General features: G+C 68.8%; 20 protein-coding genes and 3 pseudogenes. 11 read left to right on the top strand and 12 right to left on the bottom strand.

Going from position 1 to position 21,479, the window contains the following annotated elements; all coding sequences use genetic code 11:
- Positions 1–12: 12 nt before the first annotated feature.
- Entirely contained in the window at positions 13–1,155 is a 1,143-nt protein-coding gene (locus tag ABZ027_RS30245; protein ID WP_356773768.1) for an XdhC/CoxI family protein, read from the top strand.
- 50 nt (positions 1,156–1,205) lie between these two features.
- Positions 1,206–1,733 (top strand): ester cyclase, encoded by a 528-nt coding sequence (locus ABZ027_RS30240; RefSeq protein ID WP_356773767.1) that lies wholly within the window; start codon positions 1,206–1,208, stop codon positions 1,731–1,733.
- Between the two features lie 59 nt (positions 1,734–1,792).
- Here ABZ027_RS30240 and ABZ027_RS30235 read toward each other — a convergent pair whose 3' ends face one another.
- Genes ABZ027_RS30235 through ABZ027_RS30220 form a run of 4 tightly spaced genes read right to left on the bottom strand, consistent with a single transcriptional unit; the run spans position 1,793 to position 5,544 of the window.
- Positions 1,793–2,461, bottom strand: coding sequence for a response regulator transcription factor (locus ABZ027_RS30235; protein WP_356773766.1), 669 nt, complete (start codon positions 2,459–2,461; stop codon positions 1,793–1,795).
- The gene (locus ABZ027_RS30230) at positions 2,458–3,720 is read right to left on the bottom strand and encodes a sensor histidine kinase (RefSeq protein ID WP_356773844.1); all 1,263 of its coding nucleotides are present in this window, start codon (positions 3,718–3,720) and stop codon (positions 2,458–2,460) included. Before ABZ027_RS30230 ends, ABZ027_RS30235 begins: the two co-directional genes overlap by 4 nt.
- Before the next feature lie 52 nt (positions 3,721–3,772).
- Positions 3,773–4,606: an ABC transporter permease gene (locus ABZ027_RS30225; protein ID WP_356773765.1), complete on the bottom strand. Its 834-nt coding sequence runs from the start codon at positions 4,604–4,606 to the stop codon at positions 3,773–3,775.
- A complete protein-coding gene (locus ABZ027_RS30220) occupies positions 4,603–5,544 on the bottom strand; it encodes an ATP-binding cassette domain-containing protein (RefSeq protein ID WP_356773764.1) in 942 nt (313 codons plus the stop codon). Before ABZ027_RS30220 ends, ABZ027_RS30225 begins: the two co-directional genes overlap by 4 nt.
- A 958-nt stretch (positions 5,545–6,502) precedes the next feature.
- Here ABZ027_RS30220 and ABZ027_RS30215 point away from each other — a divergent pair.
- From ABZ027_RS30215 to ABZ027_RS30190, 6 genes and pseudogenes are all read left to right on the top strand, one after another.
- Positions 6,503–6,674 (top strand): annotated as a pseudogene (locus ABZ027_RS30215) (TetR/AcrR family transcriptional regulator); the annotation flags it as partial.
- 479 nt (positions 6,675–7,153) lie between these two features.
- Positions 7,154–7,912 carry an MBL fold metallo-hydrolase gene (locus ABZ027_RS30210; RefSeq protein WP_356773763.1) on the top strand — a complete coding sequence of 253 codons (759 nt, stop codon included), beginning with the start codon at positions 7,154–7,156 and terminating at the stop codon, positions 7,910–7,912.
- Complete coding sequence (locus tag ABZ027_RS30205; protein ID WP_356773762.1) at positions 7,909–9,138, top strand: alpha/beta fold hydrolase; 1,230 nt, start codon at positions 7,909–7,911, stop codon at positions 9,136–9,138. The genes ABZ027_RS30210 and ABZ027_RS30205 overlap by 4 nt, the downstream gene beginning before the upstream one ends.
- A 27-nt stretch (positions 9,139–9,165) precedes the next feature.
- Entirely contained in the window at positions 9,166–9,807 is a 642-nt protein-coding gene (locus ABZ027_RS30200) for an NAD(P)-binding oxidoreductase (RefSeq protein WP_356773761.1), read from the top strand.
- 14 nt (positions 9,808–9,821) lie between these two features.
- Positions 9,822–10,385 (top strand): helix-turn-helix domain-containing protein, encoded by a 564-nt coding sequence (locus ABZ027_RS30195; RefSeq protein WP_356773760.1) that lies wholly within the window; start codon positions 9,822–9,824, stop codon positions 10,383–10,385.
- 348 nt (positions 10,386–10,733) lie between these two features.
- Positions 10,734–11,660 (top strand): SGNH/GDSL hydrolase family protein, encoded by a 927-nt coding sequence (locus ABZ027_RS30190; protein WP_356773759.1) that lies wholly within the window; start codon positions 10,734–10,736, stop codon positions 11,658–11,660.
- A gap of 10 nt (positions 11,661–11,670) precedes the next feature.
- Here ABZ027_RS30190 and ABZ027_RS30185 read toward each other — a convergent pair whose 3' ends face one another.
- Positions 11,671–11,808, bottom strand: a complete 138-nt coding sequence (locus tag ABZ027_RS30185) for a hypothetical protein (RefSeq protein ID WP_356773758.1) — start codon at positions 11,806–11,808, stop codon at positions 11,671–11,673.
- Between the two features lie 382 nt (positions 11,809–12,190).
- Positions 12,191–12,304, bottom strand: a pseudogene (locus ABZ027_RS30180) (hypothetical protein); the annotation flags it as partial.
- 456 nt (positions 12,305–12,760) lie between these two features.
- Here ABZ027_RS30180 and ABZ027_RS30175 point away from each other — a divergent pair.
- The gene (locus ABZ027_RS30175; protein WP_356773757.1) at positions 12,761–12,973 is read left to right on the top strand and encodes a hypothetical protein; all 213 of its coding nucleotides are present in this window, start codon (positions 12,761–12,763) and stop codon (positions 12,971–12,973) included.
- Positions 12,974–13,202: 229 nt separating this feature from the next.
- Complete coding sequence (locus ABZ027_RS30170) at positions 13,203–14,108, top strand: hypothetical protein (RefSeq protein ID WP_356773756.1); 906 nt, start codon at positions 13,203–13,205, stop codon at positions 14,106–14,108.
- Between the two features lie 876 nt (positions 14,109–14,984).
- Here the strand turns inward: ABZ027_RS30170 and ABZ027_RS30165 are convergent.
- The 4 genes from ABZ027_RS30165 to ABZ027_RS30150 form a co-directional block, all read right to left on the bottom strand.
- Positions 14,985–16,613, bottom strand: a complete 1,629-nt coding sequence (locus ABZ027_RS30165; RefSeq protein WP_356773755.1) for a UvrD-helicase domain-containing protein — start codon at positions 16,611–16,613, stop codon at positions 14,985–14,987.
- Positions 16,610–17,092 carry a hypothetical protein gene (locus tag ABZ027_RS30160; RefSeq protein ID WP_356773842.1) on the bottom strand — a complete coding sequence of 161 codons (483 nt, stop codon included), beginning with the start codon at positions 17,090–17,092 and terminating at the stop codon, positions 16,610–16,612. The genes ABZ027_RS30165 and ABZ027_RS30160 overlap by 4 nt, the downstream gene beginning before the upstream one ends.
- Positions 17,089–17,952 carry a DUF6083 domain-containing protein gene (locus ABZ027_RS30155; RefSeq protein ID WP_356773754.1) on the bottom strand — a complete coding sequence of 288 codons (864 nt, stop codon included), beginning with the start codon at positions 17,950–17,952 and terminating at the stop codon, positions 17,089–17,091. The genes ABZ027_RS30160 and ABZ027_RS30155 overlap by 4 nt, the downstream gene beginning before the upstream one ends.
- Before the next feature lie 169 nt (positions 17,953–18,121).
- Positions 18,122–18,385 (bottom strand): helix-turn-helix transcriptional regulator, encoded by a 264-nt coding sequence (locus ABZ027_RS30150; protein WP_356773753.1) that lies wholly within the window; start codon positions 18,383–18,385, stop codon positions 18,122–18,124.
- A 177-nt stretch (positions 18,386–18,562) separates the two neighbouring features.
- Between ABZ027_RS30150 and ABZ027_RS30145 the strand changes: the two genes are divergently transcribed.
- A complete protein-coding gene (locus ABZ027_RS30145; protein ID WP_356773752.1) occupies positions 18,563–19,573 on the top strand; it encodes a hypothetical protein in 1,011 nt (336 codons plus the stop codon).
- A 447-nt stretch (positions 19,574–20,020) separates the two neighbouring features.
- Here the strand turns inward: ABZ027_RS30145 and ABZ027_RS30140 are convergent, their stop codons facing one another.
- A complete protein-coding gene (locus ABZ027_RS30140) occupies positions 20,021–20,548 on the bottom strand; it encodes a hypothetical protein (protein ID WP_356773751.1) in 528 nt (175 codons plus the stop codon).
- 188 nt (positions 20,549–20,736) lie between these two features.
- Positions 20,737–21,290: pseudogene (locus ABZ027_RS30135) on the bottom strand (XRE family transcriptional regulator).
- Positions 21,291–21,479 lie beyond the last annotated feature (189 nt).

Here is a 21,479-nt window from a genome sequence, read left to right as displayed (position 1 = left end):
CGGAGGGACAAAGTGCTCGATGTTTCCAGAGAGCTGGGTCGCTGGTTCAAGGAGGGCCGGGAGTTCGCGGTGGCCACCGTCGTCGGCGTCGCCGGCAGCGCGCCACGCGGACTCGGGGCCGCACTCGCCGTGGACAGCGGCGGAACGGCACTGGGATCGGTATCCGGGGGCTGCGTCGAAGCGGCGGTCTACGACCTGTGCCAACAGGCCCTGGCGGACGGCAAAAGCGTCGTCGAGCGCTTCGGCCACAGCGACGAGGACGCCTTCGCTGTCGGGCTGACCTGCGGCGGGACGATCGACATCCTCATCACCCCGGTTACGGCCACCACGTCGGCCAGGGCGGTCATCGAGGCCGCCGTAAACGCCATGGACCGCGGCGAACCGACAGCCCTCGCCAGAATCATCCGCGGCCCGGCGGACCTCCTGGGCGCGAGTCTGCTCGTCCGCGCCGACGGCAGCTACGAGGGGTCGTACGCAGGGTGCCGTCCCGGCCTGGAGCAGGCGGCCGCCGCCCACGCACACGCCCTGCTCGAGGCCGGACGCACCGGCACGGTCGAAGTCTCCGAGAACGGATCGCTGTGCCCGGGCGGCCTGACCCTGCTCGTCGAGGCGCACGTCCCACCTCCGCGCATGATCGTGTTCGGGGCGATCGACTTCGCCGCCGCCCTGGTCCGGGTGGGCAAGTTCCTCGGCTACCACGTCACCGTGTGCGACGCCCGCCCCGCCTTCGCCACTCGCGCCCGCTTCCCCGAGGCCGACACCGTCGTCGTCGACTGGCCCCACCGCTACCTCGAGGGGACGGAGACGGACGAGCGCACTGCCCTGTGCGTCCTCACCCACGACCCCAAGTTCGACATCCCCCTCCTCGAGCAGGCCCTTCGCATGCCGGTCGCCTACATCGGCGCCATGGGCTCTCGCCGTACCCACTCCGACCGCACCCGCAGACTGCGCGAGGCCGGACTGGGCGCGGAGGCACTGGCCCGGCTCCGCTCCCCGATCGGCCTCGACCTGGGCGCCCGCACACCCGAGGAGACCGCCCTGTCCATCGCCGCCGAAATCGTCGCCACCCGACACCGTGCCACCGGTGTCCCCCTCGCCCACACCTCCGTCTCTATCCACCGCGCCCCCGCGCAGCCGGCTCTGGGGGCGGCCTGACAAGTCGGCAATACCCCTTTGCACATCCACACATCACTCTGGAGGAATCCATGAAGCACCGCAGACTCAATCGCCGCGTCACCCTTGTCGGTGTCGGTGTCCTCACCACCGCCGCGCTGACCCTGGGTACCACCGCGTTCGCCAACGCGGATGCCGCGCCGAAGAAGCACGCGGTGGCCACCTCGCAGGCGCCCCACACCGCCAGGGAAACGCGCAACGAGCGCATCGTTCTCGACTTTGTGGACCTCGGCATCAACCAGAAGCAGCCGCAGGAGGCCGCCGACCGTTACCTCGGCGACCTCATCCAGCACAATCCCAACGTCGCCGACGGCAAGGCGGGATGGGTCACCTGGGCGACGGGATTCGTCAAGGCGGTACCGAACGTCAACGTGGACTTCAAGAGGGTCCTGGTCGACGGGGACTTCGTCACCCTGCACACGCACATAACCGTCTCGCCGACCGACCGCGGCACCGCGGCGATTGACATCTTCCGGCTGAAGAACGGCAAGATCGTCGAGCACTGGGACGCCTCGACGCCGGTGCCCGAGACCTCGGCCAACGACAACGGCATGTTCTGACGCCCACTGCGCGCGCACTGCGTCCCGCTGACCGGGCGGTCAGCGGGACGCAGTGCCGCTCAGCCGGTTCTGGGACGAGCCAGCCCGAGGTCGTAGGCGAAGATCACGGCCTGGATGCGGTCGCGGGCGCCGATCTTGGCCAGGACGCGTCGGACATGGGTCTTGACAGTGGATTCGGCCACGAGGAAGTGGGCGGCGATCTCGCCGTTCGTCCAGCCCTTGCCGATTGCGACGAGGATCTCGCGTTCCCTGTCCGTGAGGGATTTGAGCCTGGCTTCCTGACTCGGCCCGTCGACGAGTTCCGGGGCGCGTTGCGCGTACTCGTCCAGAAGACGACGGGTGAGGGCCGGAGCGATCACAGCGTCGCCCGCTGCGACGGCCCGGATACCGGCGAGGAGTTCTTCGGGACGCACATCCTTCAGGAGAAACCCGCTGGCACCCGCCCGAAGAGCAGCATGGACGTACTCATCGAGGTCGAAGGTGGTCAGGACGAGGATGCGGGAGCGGTCGCCGGAGGCGACGATGCGGCGGGTGGCCTCGATGCCGTCCATGCCGGGCATGCGGACGTCCATGAGGACGACGTCGGGGCGCAGTTCTGCCGCCAGACGAACTGCTTCGCCGCCGTGCTCTGCCTCACCGACGACGGCGGTCTCGGGGGCCTCGTCGAGCAGGAGCCGGAAGGCATAGCGCTGGAGAGACTGGTCGTCAACGATCAGCACGGTGGTCACTGGGCACCTCCCTGCGGGGTGAGGTCGAGGGTGACCTCCACGTTCCAACCTCCGTCGGTCGCGGGTCCCGCACTGACCGTGCCGCCATACAGTGCGGCTCGTTCACGTATGCCCACCAGGCCATGTCCTTCGTCGTTGCGCGGTTTGGCCGGACCCGACGGACCGGTGTCCTGAACGCGGATGTGCAACCGCGGGTCCTCGACGAGGATCGACAGGCCCACCCGGGTGTCGGCACCAGCGTGCTTGAGAGCATTGGTGAGAGCTTCCTGGACGATGCGATACGCCGTCAGCTGCACCCCTTTGTCCAGGGTGTCCATGTCACCGGCGGTGCGATAGACAACCTCCGGGCCGGCGGCCCGCACGCCCGCACACAGCATGTCGATGTCCACCAGGCCGGGCTGTGGGCGGAGCAGAGGGCCGGATGACGCGTCGTCGCCCGCCGTCTCCCGCAGCACACCGAGCACCCGGCGCAGCTCGCCCAGAGCCTGGCGGCCGGTGTCGCTGATCAGGTTCAGCGCTTCCTTGCCGCGCTCGGGAGCCGCGTCGGCGGTGTACGCGCCGGCATCGGCAAGGCTGATGATGACGGCCAGGTTGTGGCCGACGATGTCGTGCATCTCGCGGGCCACCCGGGCTCGTTCGGTCGCCGTCGCCAGCCTGCTGCGCTGGTCGCGCTCGACCTCCAACTGGGCCGCCCGTTCCCGCAGTCCGGCGAGCTGGGCCCGGCGAATCCTGATCACGAGGCCGAGAGCCAGGGCCGCGGTCACCGTGCTCAGCAGGAAGAACAGCGCGTCCCCGATGGACACCGCCAGGGACGACGACACGCGTATCGCGCACAGCACCACGGCGCCGGCCATGACAGCGCCGGCCCACGGCAGGTGCGGAAGTCTCCCGTGCAGGGCCAGGCTGTACAAGGCGACGAAAAGCGCGACATCCGCACGTAGACCGGCATTGAGTGACCACTGGAGGATGAATACGGCCGCGATGACGCCGAAGGCCAACAGCGGTTTCCGCCGCCGCCACAGCAGCGGCAGCACGAGCCCGGCCTGCAGCGTCAGCGTCGCCGCCAGGGGCAGATCGGCGAAAGCGGTGCTCAATTTGCGGGGGCCGTCGTCCCCCGAGCCCTGGGGCAGCACGTCCGGCAGGCAGAACATCACGATGGCCACCGCGACCATGAGGGTGTCCAGCGCCCAGGGATGGGCGCGGTCAGCCTGCCGCAACCGCTGGCCGCCGCGGTTGATGCGGGCGACCAAGCGCCCCATGCTGCCGGTGTGGTCGATGCTCACGAAGGTCACCTGCTCGTGGTCAATACGGTCAGACGTCGTTGCGCTTGAGCCGGTAGGCCGCGCCCGCCACCGCCAGGGCAGTCCAGCCGAGGATGACCGCCAGGCCCGCTCCGGGGGACAGGGCGGAGTGATCGGGCACCAGGGTGTACACCGACTCCCCCGCGTTGCTCGGCAGGTAGGAGCCGACGTTGTCCTGCCAGGAACTGGGCAGGAGCCGGGTCAGGCCGGGTGCCAGGACGAACACGCCCACCAGCACCGAGATGCCGCCCGCGACCGATCGCAGCAGCGCACCCAGGGCCACGCAGGTCACGCCGATCAGGCCGAGGTACAGGCCCGCCCCCAGCAGGCAGCGCACGACACCCGAGTCCGTCAGGCTCTGGGCAGCAGGGGTGCCGGAGACGATCTGGCTGCCGATGAGGAAGGCCACGAGCGCGCCGAACGCGCCGACCAGCGCGGCGACGAGCCCGTACAAGCCCGCCTTGGACCACAACACGGGCAGCCGGCGGGGCACCGCCGCCAACGACGAGCGGATCATGCCGGTCGAGTACTCGCCCGCCATCACCAGCACACCGAGGACGCCGAGAGCCAGCTGCGCGAAGGGAAGACCGAACAGGGACAGATCCACGGCCTTGGAGGTGGCGAAGTCGCTGTCCAGATTGCCGGCGTTGAACTGCAGGGAGATGATCAGTCCGAAGACCAGCAGGAACAGAAGGCCCAAAGACAGCGTGATCCACGTCGAGCGCAGGGACCACATTTTGGCCCACTCGGAGCGCACCACGCGCCATCCGGTCACCTTGTAGTGGTGACGAGGTGGAGTGGCCGGCTCCAGCCGGGGCTCGACGGTTGTGGCGACGGAGCTCATGCCACCCTCCCCAGGGCGTCGATGTTGCCGGTCGTGGTGCCGTGGTACTCCACCGCGTCCCTGGTCAAATCCATGAACGCCTGTTCCAGCGACACGGTCCGTGAACTCAGTTCGAACAGGGGGATTCCGTGCTCGGCCGCCTTCATCCCGATCTCGCGCATGCTGAGTCCTGTGACGTTCAGTTCCTCGGAACCGACCTGTCCGATGATCTCGACACCGGGGCCCGCCAGGACGTCGCGCAAGCGCGACGGATCCTGCGTCGCCACCTTCACGGTGTCGCCGCCCGCCTCACGGACCAGGTCCTGGACGGTCGTGTCAGCCAGCAGCCGACCGCGCCCCACGATGATCAGGTGGTCCGCGACCAGCGCCATCTCACTCATCAGGTGCGAGGAGACGAACACCGTCCGCCCCTCCTGCGCCAGCTGGGTCAGCAGGGTACGGATCCACAGCACGCCCTCCGGATCGAGGCCGTTGACCGGTTCGTCCAGCATGACAGTCTGTGGATCACCGAGCAGAGCCGCCGCGATGCCCAGCCGCTGCCCCATGCCAAGGGAGAAGGCTCCGGCTCGCTTCTTCGCCACACTGCCCAGTCCGGCCACATCGATGACCTCGTCCACCCGGCTGCGAGGAATACCGTGCGTCAGCGCCAGCGCGTTGAGGTGGTTGAAAGCCGAGCGTCCCGGATGGATCGACTTCGCCTCCAGCAGCGCGCCGACCTCCTGCAGCGGCGCCTGGTGCTGGGCGTAGCGGCGGCCGTTCACCGTCACGGAACCGCTGGTCGGGGCGTCCAGGCCGACGATCATGCGCATCGTGGTGGACTTGCCCGCACCGTTGGGCCCCAGAAAACCGGTCACCGTGCCCGGCTTCACGGTGAAGTCCAGCCGGTCCACCGCGGTCTTCTCCCCATACCGCTTGGTCAGTAGCTGTGCCTCGATCATCAGCGTGCCTTTCGTCAGTCCAGAGCGCCCGGAGGGCGCCTCACCGGCAACGCTAGGAAGCGAGTGGCTCCGATCCGGTCGACCCCCGGGCTGAACCACGGGGATGACGTCGTACCGTGGGAGGACGCCGGAGTCAGACCTGGGTCTCTGCGGACCCGGGTGTCCGATCGGATCTGCTCCGGGAGCCCGGAAATGCCTCGGCGCAGCCGCTGCAGCGTCACGCCGGCCGCGGACCGAGTGCCCGGCGAAGACCCTCGCCGCTCTGCGGCGGTGCTTGGCCGTGCGGCCTCCGGACCGTCGTACTGGCTCAGGACACTGCACTCACCTCTCACGGCCCGGTCACCTCCCTCTACGCACAGCGCAGGAGGGTGTTCGCGAAGCCGCCCGAGCAGGCCCATGATCATCCTCCTTTCCCGGCGGGACGCACGACGACGGGTAGAACGGGGACATGTTCGGGAGACGGTCGTCGGCGGCACCGGAGATGCGACGCAACGATCGCGCCGGTGATGCCTGTCGCCTGCCATTCACACCGACGGCAGTGGCCGGTTGTGATGAGCCAAGCGGACAACAGTCCGGCACCGGGAAGATAGCGGACTATTGTCCGGTCAGCAAGGACAGGCGAGGGCACCTGGGGAGGAAGGGGCAGCTCAATCGGCGCCACCGCCAGGATGCGTTCGCGATTGCGTTGCGCGTCCGAGCGGGCCTGGCGTAGGGCATCAGCCAGACCGGCCCTCGCCACGGCGCAGGAGGCGATGCGGCTCATCCACTCGCGCAGGGTTTGTAAGGCTCCTCTCGCGCTGGTGGACCTCGAGAACCAGTGCCTCGCATTTGGGAAAGTTCCACTACAAAAACTCTTGTCCCACCCCGCCTTCCTGGCGATGAGACCGAGTGGAGCGTCCGCGAACCCGTCAGCAGGACGGAGAGCCAGACAAATCCGGGGTACTCGCTGGTGGCTGGCGCGATCGAACTCCTGATCAGCGCCAACCACAAGGCCGACACCCATCCGCCCGAACGTGACTACCGGCGACTTCATCCTCGCCGTAGCCGGCGTCTGGCAGATCGACAGCGATGGGGGCTGGCAGCCAAGGTCGGGGCGACTCCTCGACCACTTGTTGATGGATGGCCTACGCGGTCGGCTCCTCCCGCCACCCAAGACCGACTGGGCACCCACGAGGTCCGCATCTACTGGCGCGCCTCAGCTACCAGGGCAGTCGCCACCTCCAGGACCGCCTGCCGCTTCTCCTCGTCGGTGCCCGGGAGATCGTCGAGAGTGATCACGCCGGCGTGCATTGGGTCGGCGCGCTGGCTGACGGAGCGCGCCGACCGTTCACCCCTGTGCATCCCTCTTTCTCGCGCCGCCGGGTCAGACTCCCCCTCCGATCATTGTTTGCACTTTCGAACCTAGAGTGCAAGACTTGCACTAGCAGGAGCAGAGTGCAATTCACTCTGTCGGCGTCGCAGCTGGACGGCGTGCACTGCGTGACAACGCGCGCAGTGCGCCGCCGGAGGTCCGCGTCAAAGCGCTGAGCACGGGCGGCTGTTGTGCGCGGATAGCACGGTCGCCTCAAAAAGAGGGGCTGTTCACCAGCATGGAGAAAGGGGCGCTGCAATGAAGGTGGCCGACGGTGTGGCGGTGTTGGAACTTCCGATGAAGGTGATGGGTTTCGACACGGTCATCTACCCGACTGTGGTCTGGGATGACGAGGATGTCGTGCTGATCGATGCCGGACTGCCTGACAGCCTGCCGCATCTGTCCGAGCGCATGGATGAGGCCGGTGTCCCTCTGTCACGGGTCACCCGGGTCGTCCTGACGCATCAGGACATGGACCACATCGGAGGCTTGAACGGCCTGCTGAAGGCCATAGGCCATCCGGTGGAGGTGATCGCGCACGAAGCGGAGGCGCCGTACATCCAGGGTGACGAGCCGCTGCTGCGCATGAACTCCGAGGCCCCCGCAGCGCTGATGGCCGCTCTCAGCGAGGAGCAGCGTGGCGAGATGCGTCAGTTGATGGAGGCTGCCCGGAGCAGGGAGGGAGTCAACGTCGACACGGTGGTGCACGGCGGGGAAGTGCTGCCGTACTGCGGGGGCATCACGATGATCCACACGCCGGGCCACACACCGGGCCATCTGTGTCTTTACCTCAACCGGACCAAAGTCCTCGTCTGCGGTGACGAGTTGGAGGTCCGCGACGGCGCGCTGGCCGGACCCAGGCCCGGGCTGTCGGCGGACGACTCGTTGGCCCGTCGCTCGATAGGCGAGCTTGCCCGCTACGACGCCGACATCGCGATCTGCTACCACGGCGGCGTCTGGCGCGACGACACCAACCAGCGCATCCAGGAACTGGCCCGGGAAGGGGCACGGCAGTGACCACTCACGAGGCAGAACCCCGCCGTCCCGGCCCGCAGGGCGCAACGGCGTTCGGCGACGCGCAGGGTGCCGGGCGGCACTGGACGGCCATTCGATTCGCGGACGGCATCATGACCGACGCGTTGGCCAAGCACTTGTTGGGACTGCAGCAGTACGGCATGACGGATCTCGGCGAGGTTCTCGAGGTCTACGCCCAACTGGAGGACGGCACCGAGGAAAGCTGGGTGACGGGGTGGGCCGGCCTCGCCGCGCGGCTGCAGCGGCGGGCGGAGCAAGCCGAGAGTGCCGGCAAACTCGTCACCGCGTCGACGGCGTACCTGCGGGCTTCGACGTACTGGCGGGCGTCGGTGATGTACTTCAGCGACGCCGAGGACCCTCGGATGGCAGACAACTCGCATGCCACCGCTGTGTGTTACGAGCGGTACCTGGCGCTGTCGGGCTACCCCGGCAAGTATGTCGAGATCCCCTACGAGGGTGGCGTTCTCCCCGGGCACTTCTACACCTCCCCGGTCGCAGAGCAGGACGCGCCGGTCCTCATCATCACTCCGGGCCGCGACACCTGGGCCGAAGACACCCGCTGGATCTACGACGGCGCGATCCGCCGGGGCATCCATGCCCTGGTCTACGACGGCCCCGGTCAGGGGCTTGCGCTGCGCCAGGGCAAGCTTCCGTTCAGGCCGGACTGGGAGAACGTCATCACCCCGGTGATCGATTTCGCCGTCGCACAGCCGGGGGTGGATCCCTCGCGGGTGGGTCTGTTCGGCGTGAGCTTCGGCGGCTTCCTGACGATTCGGGCCGCCGCGTTCGAGAAGCGCGCCAAGGTCTGTGTCACCGATCCGGGCACCGTGAACTGGGGCGGCTCGATCTCCGGCAGACTGCGGATGCTCGCCGGTCTCCCCGCCGACAGGATTCCGCTGCAGATGCGTAACCTGATCAAGGACTACGCCTGGAAGCACGGGGTGCCAAACACCATCACGGACGTGATCGAGGCCCTCGCACCGTACGACAACACGGAGTTCATAAGCCAGGTCTCCTGCGAAACACTGGTGATGGACGGAACCGAGGAGATGACACCGGGCGAGGCGCGGAAACTGTACGACGCCTTGACCTGCCCCAAGGAGTACATGGTGTTCGACCCGACCACCACGGCGCAGACCCACTCACAGATGGGCAGCTACGCCACCGCGACCGAGTTCTTGTTTGACTGGCTCGACGAGCGTCTGTAAACGGCTGCTCGACCGAAAGGACGAATCATGCGCATAGCAGTCATGGGCGCTTCTGGCCGCACGGGCAGAGAACTCGTCAAGCAGGCGCTGGCCGACGGACACGAGGTGGTGGCCTATGTGCGCCGTCCCGAGGCCGTGACACCCATGTCCGGGCTGACGGTAGTCGGCGGGCAGCTCGACGACGAGGCTGCTCTGACAGAAGCCCTGGACCTCTGCGATGCGGTGACGGTGGCACTCGGCAACCCGATCAGCAGGGCGAGTGCCCCGCTGATGCAGATCGCCATGCCTACAGTGATCGCGGCGACGAAACGCACCGGTGTGCGGCGGGTCGTGGTGCTGTCAGCTCTCGGGGTCGGGGCCACCTTTGCCAACACCCGCTACCCCTACCGTTTCGGCTGCCGGACCTTCCTGGCCGGCGCCTTCAGGGACCACGTGGCGGGCGAGTCCTTGCTCGAGAGCAGCAGCCTGGACTGGACCACCATCCACCCCGGCCCCCTGTTCGACGGCCCTCGCACCGCGCATCCAACCATCGTGGACGCGGCCAGCGGCCATCTGATGCCCAGAGCACCGAGGACAATGCGGGCCGACGTGGCAGCTGCCATGCTGGACATGCTGACCGACACCTCCACCTTCGGCAAACAGATGCTCATCACCTCGGTGCAGCAGTGAGAGAGCGTGCAAGCGTGGCCAATCGTCGGCGGACCGCGGCCCTGATCACCGAGTCCGCACTGGACCTCGCGGAGGAGCGCGGCGTCGACGGGTTCACCATGGATGAGCTCGCCGAGCGGGTCGGCGTCTCCCGGCGGACCCTGTTCAACTACGTGCCGGGGAAGCTGGACGCGATCCTCGGTGCTCCGCAGAGCCCGGATCCGGCGTCGTTGGTCGCCTTCCGGGCGGGCGGCCCGACCGGCCGCCTCGCCGACGATGTCAAGGCCACTTTCGCCGCCGTGCTGGACAACGCGCAGACACCTTCCGCGCAAGTGGAGCGGGTTCGGCGGCTCGTCGCCTCGGATGCCCGGTTGCACAAGGCGATGCACGACAAGTTCGCCCTTTTCGCCACCGTTTTCGCCGACGCGCTGACGGAACGCGACCCGGCGAGGTTCCCTCCTCCCCGGGCCCAAGTGGCCGCGACCGTCACACTGTCGCTGTTCGGCGTCGCACTCGATGCCTTCGTCGCCGATCCCGCCGCGACCCTCGCCGAGCACTTTGTGGCCGCATTCGACGGGGCGGCCGCCCTCTTCAACTGAGCTCGCCAAAACCCCGAGGACCGACGAGACAAAATCAACTTGCCTGACTCAAGTCATCTATCTGTGCTCGCCTGACGCAAGCAAGCCCTTGCCGGACGGGACCCACGTCCCCTCGCCCGACCGGGGCCGCCTAAGCGGAGGCGACCCCGCGTGCCGTGCCAACCCCGAAACAGGTGCACGGCACGCTGCCGGGACCCGGCGCCGGACTCCCCCCGTCCGGCGCCGGGTCCTGGGCCTCACCTCATTCACTGCTCGGTTGTCCAGCCGCCCCTCCCCCGGCCGAGCGACGCTCCGGCCGCGTCCGGACGCGTCTCACCGGACTCGAGAGAGATGAAAGACGGGACACCGATGAAGACCTCCGTACAGGCCGTGCTGGCCGGGCTGCTCGTCCTCGGGGCGCTGGGCATCACGCTCGGCGTCACCCACCACGGCGACAGCCGCGACCAGGTCCCGCCCAAGGGGCCGTACGTCGCACTGGGCGACTCCTACACCGCGGGCCCGGGCATTCCGGACCAGCACGGCAGCCCGGCGGCCTGCGACCGCTCCGACCGCAACTACCCCTCACTGGTGGCCCGCCGACTGGGCATCGACGCGACCGACTTCCGCGACGTCAGCTGCAGCGGCGCCACCATCGGCGACCTCTCCCAGGCCCAAGGCACCGACGACGGCACCAACCCTGCGCAGTTGGGCGCCCTCTCCAGCCGCACACGTCTGGTGACCCTCGGCATCGGCGGCAACGACATCGGATTCAGTTCGATGATCAGGCAGTGCGTGGAGCGGGGGGTCGTCTACTACGCCCTCGGCGGCACCCGGGCCTCGGACGGCGCACCCTGCCGCGAACACTACCGATCCGGCGGCACCGACGAGACGGAGGAGAAGATCCGCACGGCGGGCACGCGGCTCACCGGCGCACTGAGCGACATCCACCGCCGGGCGCCGCGGGCCCGGGTGTACGTCGTCGGATATCCGGCGATCCTGCCGGCCGACGCATCCAACTGCGGGCGCACGATGGGGCTGGCACCCGGAGACGTCGCCTACCTCCACGCCAAGGAGCAGCAGCTGAACGCGACGCTGCGGGCACGCGCCGAAGCGGCGGGGGCGGGCTACATCGATACGTACACGCCCTCCGTGGGGCACGACGCCTGCTCGGCCCGTGACACCCGCTGGATCGAGCCGCTCGTCCCCCGCGCCCCGGCCGCCGCCGTCCATCCCAACGAGCGCGGCGAACGGGGCATGGCCGAGGCGACCCTGTCGACCTTCGGCGTCACGGGGTGAACGCGCTCCGTCAGGAACGGGACGAGATCGAGGCCAGCCACAGGCCGACGAGCGCGTCGGCGAGGCCGCTGACGGCATCGTCCCAGTTGGCGCGGGGCGTGGCCCGGTTCTCGGCGATCGCGCGCTCCCGCTCGGCGGGCAAGTGCACGATGAGAGTTCAGCGCGACGCGACGCGTGAGCCGAGCCTGACCGCGGCGGAGCGGCTGTTCGCCGAGCGGGGCGTCAACCCGTCACTATTGGCGTCATGTGGGATATCGTCCGCCTGACGGGAGGGAGAAGAATGCCGGCGAACAGCCATGACTGTTCACGGATGGCAGAAATCCTCTTCCGGGGGTCGGGCGATATGGATTTTCATCCATAGACACTGCGCTCTGGATTCGACGGCCCGCCCGTTTCCATCAACGCGCCGCCGGATCGCACAGAAACGCGGACGCACAGGCTGAACCGCCCTACGGCGTACGCGAATGGCCTGTCGATCGACTGGGACGCTCACGTGACTCCTCCCCCTCGTGAACCGGGGGGGCTTCTCGCTATGCCGGTGCGGCTCCGCGACGGACCAGCCCGGCCCGTTGAACGTTCAGGGCGCCCACCATGTGGGCGTGCGCCAAGTGGCCGCAGCCAACGCAGTGGAACTTCTCCTGGGTGGGCCGGTTCTCCGCGCTGACGTGCCCGCATTCGGGGCAGGTCCGGGAGGTGTTGCGGGGGGTCCACGGCGATCACGTTTCGTCCGGCGCTTTCAGCCTTGGCGTGCAGGATCGACAGGAACACCCCCCATCCGGCATGTGAGATCGAGTGGTTGAGTCCGGCCTTCGCGGCGGAACCGTTGGGCAGGAAGCTGCCTGGCGTCTCGGGGTCCGGCTTCGTCGTGGGGGCCTTGACCACGCTTCGGATCTTGAGATCCTCGTGCGCTATCAGGTCGTGGTCCCGGACCAGAGTGAGCGCGGTCTTGTGGGCGTGGTCGAGGCGCTGGCGGCGCACCTTGCCGCGAAAGTCGGCAACCCGCTTCACGGCCCGCCGATGATTCGCCGTCCGCTCCTCCCGGCGCACGCGCCCGAACCGGCTGAGCTTGTGCTTTGCAGGCTGGCGGCTGCCTTCCGAGCGTGGCGCGGGTTGTCGACGTGCTCACCGTCGGCGGTGGTCAGGAACGAGGCGATACCCATGTCGATGCCGACCACGGACCCTGTCGCGGACAGCGGTTCGGGCTGGGCCTGCTCAGCGGTCAGGACGACGTACCAGCGCTTGCCTTCGCGCTTGACGGCACGGTCTTGACCCTGCCGACCACCGACTTCCGCTTCGGTGTAATACCGCAGTAGGAGGCGGGGTAATACCTGAGAGGCCTGAAATGATCCTGTAGTACGACAGTGATCCTGAATTCCGAATCTATCGTCCCTGCTGAGGCGCCGAAACATGCGGCGCTCTGGTTCGAGGGATGATGATTTTGACTCAGCAACCGATCAAGCGGCGCGGGGGCAAGCCGACCGCCGACGCGCCGCATTTCGTGGCCGATCCCGGGGCCGCCCCCACCGTCCGCCGGGAGGGCTCGTGAGCACCGCCGGCGTGTCGCGCAAGGAGCGTCGCAAGGAGCGTAAGGCGTCCTGGGTCGACACGCCGTACGCCAAGGTTCCCGTCATCACCGCGCTCTTCTGGATCGTCAAGCTGCTCACCACGGCTCTGGGCGAGGCGACGTCGGACTCCTTCATCTCGGTCCCGTACGTGATGCCCGTCGTGCTCTTCGCGTTCATCTGGGGGTTCCGTCGGCAGCTCCGGTCGACCCATTACCAGGCGGTTCCGTACTGGTTCACGGTCGCCGGCATCGCCATCTTCGGCACCTTCGGCTCCGATGTCACGCTCGTCCTCGCGGCCGGAGGTAACACGCACCCTCCCCTGCTGCCCTCGATGGTTGTGACCCTGGCGTACGCCGGTGCCACCGCCTGGACACTGAGGCGCTGGTACCAGTCGGAAGGGACGCTCGACGTTCACAGCATCACCACGCGGCGCCGTCAGAGGTACTACTGGTGGACCGTGACGTTCACCTTCTGCATGGGCACCGCGGCGGGTGACACGACCGCGGGCCCGATGCATCTCGGTCTCCTAGGCTCCATCGGCCTGTTCGGTGTCGCCATCCTGATTCCGTGGCTCCTCCACAACCGCGGATACATCAACTCGATCGTGGCCTTCTGGTCGGCGTACGTCCTCACCCGGCCGCTGGGTGCCTCGATCGCCGACTGGCTCGACAAGCCCGTCCACGACACCGGGCACGGCGGCGGTGGCATCGATCTCGGAACCCTCCCGGTCGCCGGGGTCGCGATGCTCCTCTTCGCGGGCCTGGTCACCTACCTCGCGGTCAAGCGCCCCGACGTCCAGGAACCGCTCGAGGGTGTGGAGTTCGCCGACCCGGCTCTCGCACCGGGACAACGACAGCCTGAACCGGGTCGGGCCCAGGCCTGACACCTCGGCCCTCCCAGACATACATCCATCGAGAACAGGTGAACCAGCCGCCGCCGGAGCGCCTCCCGTCGTACACCCTGTCCGGGCGAGCGACGAACGGCGCGATTCCCAGCAGCGCGCTCACGCGGATGACTCGGCGCGGTGATTCGCGGGCGTGGGCGCCGCACAGTCCGGCGACCGGGCCCGCCTCCAGTGCCTGCGCAAGGCGAGGGCAGTCCACTCGCCCGTGTACCGGACGGCCTGCGTGAGGACTGAGCATCCGGGCCGCCGGTCACCGCGGCGTTGGCGATCACACCACGGCGCCGCACTGGCCGACGGCCTGCACAACCCGCCGTCTCGGGAGCAATCACCAGTGATCGCCGGCCTCAGGCCCCACTGCCTGACGCGCCATCGACGGTCGAGCACAGCCAGAGCGAGCCAGGAAAAGAGACACCTCGTACGTGCACTTCCGAGTGCATCGGAATCCGATATGTCTGGTGCACAGCCGCACCCGGACCTCGTCTGACCCCGGGCGCCCGCCGCTGCGGCCCTGGGGCGGGGCAATCACATCGTGCGGACGGCGCGGGGTCGAGGCGGCTCGAACAGACAGGCCAGCGTGGCCATTCGCTCGCGAGAGATGACATCCCAAGATCAGGACCTGCCCGCAGGCACGAGAAATGAAGCCCGCCGCGGACAGCGGCCCCTGGGTGCGCATGCGGCTGTACTGCCACGCTGACGCCGAACCCGGCATCAGCGTCCACGGTCAACGCCGCCTGATCCAGCTGTGACACGCCCCTCAGGCCACCCCCTCCACCCGGACATCAGTGTCGAAGACCGCGAGCAGCGTGTCGAATACGCCGCTGCCATGGCCAAAACCGTAGAGGGGTACACCGTCTCCTATCCGTTCACCGGACCGGGCGAAGACTGACAGCCCGTCTGCGCCCGCTCTCGACTGGTAACACTCGAGCCGGTGGGGCAGGGTTCTGCCCGGGACGCGGCAGAAGTGGCTGGTGCTTGGTCCGCCGCAGGAGCGGGCCAGGCACACGGATTGGTTGGCAGGGGCGCGTCAGGAGAGCCGTCGGGGTGGTCGTGGATCCAGGACAGGCCGCCGATGTCGAGCCGGTGGCGGGTCCGGGTGACGGCGACGTAGGCGAGGCGGGCCTCGCTGTCGTCGATGGGACCGGGCACAGCACGGCCGGTGTCGTCGTGCTGATCGGAGTCCTTGGGCGGGGTGAAGTCGTCGGCGATCCTTACGTGGGCCCATTCGCGGCCTTTGGCCTTGTGGGCGGTCGAGACGGTCACCTCGGCCTGGGGTTCGGGGGCGAGGTGGGCGACGGCGGTCAGGATGGCGTCCGTGCCGTGGGTGTCGACCAGGTCGACGAAGGGCCGCAGGTCGCGCCCGGCCGGGTCGTGGGCGGCGTAGTCCTGCAGTTCGCCCCAGGAAGGGAAGAGCACCAGTTCGGGGTGGGTGGTGCGGCGTCCTTCTTTGAGGTCCTGGGCGGCAAGGGCCAGGGTGCGCAGGCTGTCTCCTCCCCCGACCAGCCCGACGCGGTATCCGGCGGCCATCAGGTCCATGGCCTGGGCCATGGCGCCGACGTTGGTGCGGCACAGTACTGCGTCGGGCTGGGTGACGGGGCCGAGTTCGGTGGGGACTGCGGGGGTTCCGGTCAGCCGGATCGGGGCGTCGGCGATGGTCAGCCAGCGGTTGGCTTCGTCGGCGAGGGCGGGGCCGAAGCGGAAGGACTGTGACAGGGCCAGCCGGGTGCCGTCGAAGCCCGTCATGACGTCTTTGGCGCCGCGCCAGTGGTAGATGGCCTGGGCGGAGTCGCCGACCATCACGAGCTGGGCGTGGCGGCGCTGGGCGAGGAAGACCTGTTCGACGACGGGGTTGGTGTCCTGGGCCTCGTCCAGCAGGAGGAAGTCGGCGTCGATGGTCGGCCGGGTGAGGGCCCAGATCTTGAGGTAGTGGTCGTGGTCGAAGCGGACCGCGCCGTCGTCCGGGCGCTGCAGGTCGGTCCAGGCTTTCTGGGCGAACGGCACGATGTGGGCGGCGAGTTGGCTGTGCAGGTCGGTCTCTTCCAGGCCGCGCAGGCGGGGGACATGGTGGCGGGTGATGGCGTCGTCGGCGGTGTGGCAGAAGCGGGCCACGGTGCGCAGGGTCGCGTAGGAGAGGGCCTTCGGGGAGAGGTCGCGTTCGCCGATGCGGATGGCTTTGGTGATGCCGAGGGCCTGTCCGGTCTGCCAGGCCGGGCGGCGGGGTGCGTTCAGGCGGCCCGTGTAGCGGTGGCCGACGGCGGCGTAGGCGAGGGCGTGGGCGGTCTTGCACCACACGTTTTTCGGGAAGCGGGTCGCTGCGTCCTGGGCGATGGCGCGGTTGTAGGCGAGGTAGCGGCCCCGGCGTGTGGTGCTGTGGGCGAGCAGGGCCAGGGTTGTGGTCTTGCCGGTTCCGGCGCCGGCCTGCAGGGACACGTGGTCGCCGGTGTGGAAGGCGTCGGCGGCGGCGGTCTGTTCGTCGGTCGCTTTCACGGTCGTGGCCCTCCGGGGTGGTGGCTGAGGGTGCGTCCGACGGCCGCGAGCAGGTGGGCGGAGGTGGTGTGGGCGAGGAGTTCGCCCAAGGCCCGGTCGAGGCGGTCGGCCTCGTTGCTGGCGTGGCGGGCCAGGGCATCGTCCAGGGCCTGCTTCAGGAAGAGTTCTGGAGACTGCCCTGCCTGGCGGGCGCAGTGCCGGATGGCGGCGTGGCGGGCGGGCGGGAAGGCGACGTTGAGCAGGATCTGGCCGTCCGTGTCCGGGTAGTGCGTGGTGAGTACGTCGATGGGCAGCCGTGTGCCGAGCCGGTGGCGTAGCCGGCGGGCCGCTTGGTGAGGAGTTTTGGCCGCTACGAGGGTCATGAGCCGGGTGGCGTTGTGGTTGGCGGCGAGCGGCAGTTCGCGTGCGGCGCGGCGCAGGGCGCTGGCCGAGAGGGGGCGGGTCAGGGTGATTTCCAGGGCGTGGTGCGGCACGGTCAGCCCTCGCTCCTCGGGGAGGCTGGAGGGTGGAGAAGGCGGCTGCGGATGTGGGCGGCGTGCAGCAGGGGGTCGAAGACCTGCCAGGCGGCCAGGGCGAGGTCGGCGGTGCCCAGGGTGGCGGCGTGCGTGGGGCAGTGCTGGGCGCGCCAGCGCCGTTGCTCGGTGTAGGGCAGGTGGCCCAGGTCGTAGACGGCCATCAGCGGGTCGGACAGGGAGGGCTGGCCGCGGCCGGGGCCGGTGGGCAGCAGTCTCCAGCGGCCTGCGGGCCGTTCCTGGGTCAGGACGGTCTGGGTGCAGCGGTGGCGTTGGCGGGTCTGGGCCACGCAGCGGATGGCTTCGAGCGGGGCGGGGGCGAGGTAGCGCACGAGCAGGAGCTGTACGACGGGCCTGCCGGCGTGGTCCGGGTCGTCGGGTGAGGCGATGCCGGTGGGGGGTGAGGTGGGGGTGAGTGCGCCGGTGTCGATGAGGCGGCGGGTGCGGACGGCGAGGTCGCGGCGGGCGTCCTCAAGGAAGGAGCTCAGCGGACAGGTGGGGGTGCGGGCGGGGCACAGGACGGCGTGCGGGATGCGGCACCAGGTGCTGCCGTCACCGTGGGGGTGGGCGAGGCCGCCGCTGAGGTGCCAGCGGCAGGCTTCGGGGACCTGGGCGATGGCGAGTTCGGCCGGGTGCAGGGCGATGGGACCTCGGTCGGCGCGCTGGTAGAGGTCGATGCGGTGGCCGCAGTGCCGGCAGCGGGTGCTGTGGCCGGCGCGCAGCAGCCGGCTGGGACTGGTGGGGGCCACCCGCAGAAGACGGCGGGGGTGGCGGCGGGCATGCGGACTGCCGTCCCAGCGGCAGCCCGGCAGGGGCGTGGGGCGCATGGCGGGGACCGTGCCAGACGACGGGCGAGAGCGTGCTGCGTGTCGAGGGGCATGTCCCACGACCGGCCCAATGATCTCGAACAGTAGATCATGGTGCGCTCAGGTGTTTGATGCCTGTTCGTCGGTTCGGGTGATGTGCAACCGGGCGCTTCCCTCGGGCTCGAAGGGGTCAGGCGCCGGGCGTGCCGGGCGGGGTGTGGTTGTCGCAGAGGGCGCCCAGCAGGTGCTCGATGGGCACATCGAAGGTGTGGGCGAGGGCGTGCCAGGTGGTGACACTGCCGCTGGTGCGGCCGTGTTCGAGGTCGATGAGGGTGCGCCGGGCCAGGCCGCTGCGTTCGGCGAGTTCATCGAAGGTCCAGCCGCGTTCGGCCCGCAGGCGCGCGAGCACGACGCGCAGCCCAGTGAGGTCGGGGTCGGGCGGCAAGATCGTCACCCCACCATCCGACGGTGCAGTACCCTGCCCCGTCAGTGCGAGTTCCTGCACTTTCCGCCGGAGCGAGAGTGACGTTCACAGTGCAGGGACCTGCACGACGGTTGCAGGAGACCTGGCGCTCTGCTGCCGGGGAGTACCGGCTATCGCCGCACGGATTGACGGGAGGACAACCAGCCGATGAGGCTTGCCGGCGCGCACACCCATGTGCGGCGCATCTGGACGGTGGAACTGCGCCCTCAGGCGGGCGGCCCCTCTCTGCGGTGCCCTCACTGCACCGCCCAGACGTTCTCCCTTGAGGCTTCCTCTGCGCGCTCAGCCGTCCTGGCCCATCTGGCCCACCACGCCCGCGCCGACGCACTGCCGCCGCACCTGCGCACCTGCCAGTGCCGGGAACGCGGCTGCTGCTGGCACCCGCGCCACCGCGGCTGCGCCGGGCCCGTCCTGCTCGCCCTCACCCGCGACCGCAGCGGCCGCACCTGGCGGCTGGCCGACACCTGCGCCGCGTGCACGGCGGCCACCAGCCACACCGCCATCGTGCCGGACACCCTGTGCAGCCCTCACTTGGCCAACACCCCCTCCCGCGCGCGCCGGCCGCAGACAGACCACGAACACCGGCAGCACGTCCGGGAGATGCTCACCTACCTCGCCTCCGCCCTCCCCCGCGTCACCTCCCCCGCCGCCCGGCTGCTCGCCCTTCAGTGCGCGCTGCGCGCCGACCGGCATGGCTGCGTCCGGCTGCCTGCCGGGTTGCTGCGCGGCATGCGCCTGCACCGGCGCCCGGAACTGTGGCAGGAACTCACACACGGCGGCTGGCTCGACCTACCCGACCCCCGGGCAGCGAGCCCCCAGGTGCGACTGCTCGACGACGCAATGCTGGACCAGGCCCCAAGCCACAGCGCCCGCAGGCGGGCTGCCCACTGGGCGCTGCAGCCCAGCCCGTTTACCGCGACAGCGACAGCGGCACCAGCGGAACGGCTGACCGTCCTCGCGCTGGCGGCCTACACGACACCAGCCCGCCCCGCTCCCGACCTGGCCACCCTTGCCCACTTGTGCGGGCACTCACCCCAGCAGACCGGAGAGCTTCTCGACCGACTGGTGTCCAGGCGCACCCTGTCAGCATGGAGCCACCAGCGGGAGACCGACGAGGTGCGCTGGCAGCCGACTTCACCTCCGCCCGGCGCTGCATGAAGCTCTGCTCACTGACCACAGCCAGGCTTCATGTCTGTGGATTTCAGCCATGCGGTAAAGAACAACCCGCCTGTCTTCCGTACTATCGCTACAACACAGCTGTTGCGGCACTAACCACTGCCGCCCACACAGCACCAGCATGAACAGCACACGCATGTGCGGGCGGGACGGGCGCTCCCGCCCTCAGCCGATCACCACCGCTGCGGCACACCTGCTCTTCGGCTCGTCCAGCATCCTTGGACGAAGACATTGGCCACAACCGCAGCCTCCCAGCGGCTCGAGCGTCCGGAAAGCGTCTTCGGTGCATCGCTCCAAGCGCCGGGTGATCAGGCAGCTTCGGGCACTACGCAGCCGTGGGCGACGTCGCGGCGTCCGCACGGTTCTTGTGGCGGCTGGGTTGTCGGGTCGTGGGCGTGATGGCGGCCAACTGAAGCCACTGCTCGAGGACTACGCCGGCCGAACCGCCCGAGCCCTGGAAAAACGTTGCTGGACGAGCACGTCCGGATGCTGCACAAGCTCCTTGATCCGCTCGAAGTCGTGGCCGTGAAACCACTCGAAGATCCGGCCGCCGATGAGGTGTCCGTTCAGCACAAAGTGCAGATGCGTGAGGATGGAGGACTCCTGTCTGAACGCCTCGTTCCTCGTTCCAACGGGAACAAAGACCCATCCGTCAACCAGAGCGTAACCGAGGTTCCGCGCCTGGATCTCGTACTTCTCGAACTGCCGCTCTGGGTTGCCGGTGGATCCCACCTTGACCACGGGTCGCAGCCCTTGGAATCCGAGGACGTACACTCGGCCGCCCTCCTTCTCCGGCTCGGGCAGTTCCCTGCGCAGCCGTTCGCGCACCAAGTGAGACGTCAGGAGGATGTCTCTGTGCTCGCCGGGGCTCCATGGCGGCACAGCCCCTGCCTCAAGGTCCGCTATTGCCTTCAAGCGGGCTGACTCAGGGCTGGTCTCTTCGAGCCACTTCGCCATGAGGACATCGTGGAGGACCTGTTTCGGGATGCGTGGCGCCCTGTCAGCCTCTCATCCATCACTGACAGTGCGTCACCACCGCTCGGAGAGAAGCAGCGACGGGCTCAAAGCCCCCTCACGCGCTGACTCGCCCAATGAAGCGCTACCCGAGCACAGCTGAGATCTCCTCAAGCTCGAACACGGACCTCTCAGTAGTCCACGTCGAGGTACTCGATGTCGGTGAAGTCCACCACCAGGCCGTGGGCGCGTCGTCCGTGGTCTTTGAAGTAGATCTCCTGGAGTCCCTCGGCGACGATGCCCTGGAGCTGCTGCTCGGTGGCTCCGGCGGTGTGGGCGTCGAAGAGCCGTGCGGCGTAGGCCGGTGGCAAGCCTTGGGTGATGGACCGCTGCCGTGGGTCGTCGGTGGTGCCCGGGCAGCGGCGAATCCGAAGCGTGCCCGAGTGTCGATGATGATGCCGCCGGTGGAGACGGCCTGCTTTTTGGCCCGGTCGGGTACTCGGGGCTGCCATCGTTTACGGACCTCGCCCGCGAGCCGGTCTGCGAGGTGGCGGCGGGGTTGCTTGAGCTGCCCTGCGAGGTAGCGCTCGACGGTGCGCTGGGTGATGCCCAGCAAGTCGGCTGCGGCTTTGGTGCCCTTGGTCTGCTTGACCAGGAACTGCATCTGTTTCTGGGCCGACTTCGGGATGGGGCGGGTGAAGTGTGCGGCGTCGGCCTGGTCGAGGCTGTCGGCGATGGTGCCCATCGGTGCCTACTCCCCTCCGCACCGGCAGACTCATCCGGACCAGGCCCCTGTTCGAACCCGACCGACCAGCCGAGCGGAAAGAGAACAGACAGTTAGAAGCCGTATCTCAACCGAACGTGATCCCTTGATTCCTGCTGGTCAGGCATGGTTTCGCTCGGGTTGAGGGAGGCATCGCGACGTCTTGTGTCC

This window comes from Streptomyces sp. NPDC006332, assembly GCF_040612855.1.
Classification (GTDB): domain Bacteria; phylum Actinomycetota; class Actinomycetes; order Streptomycetales; family Streptomycetaceae; genus Streptomyces.
This window is presented reverse-complemented; position numbering and strand designations above follow the sequence as displayed.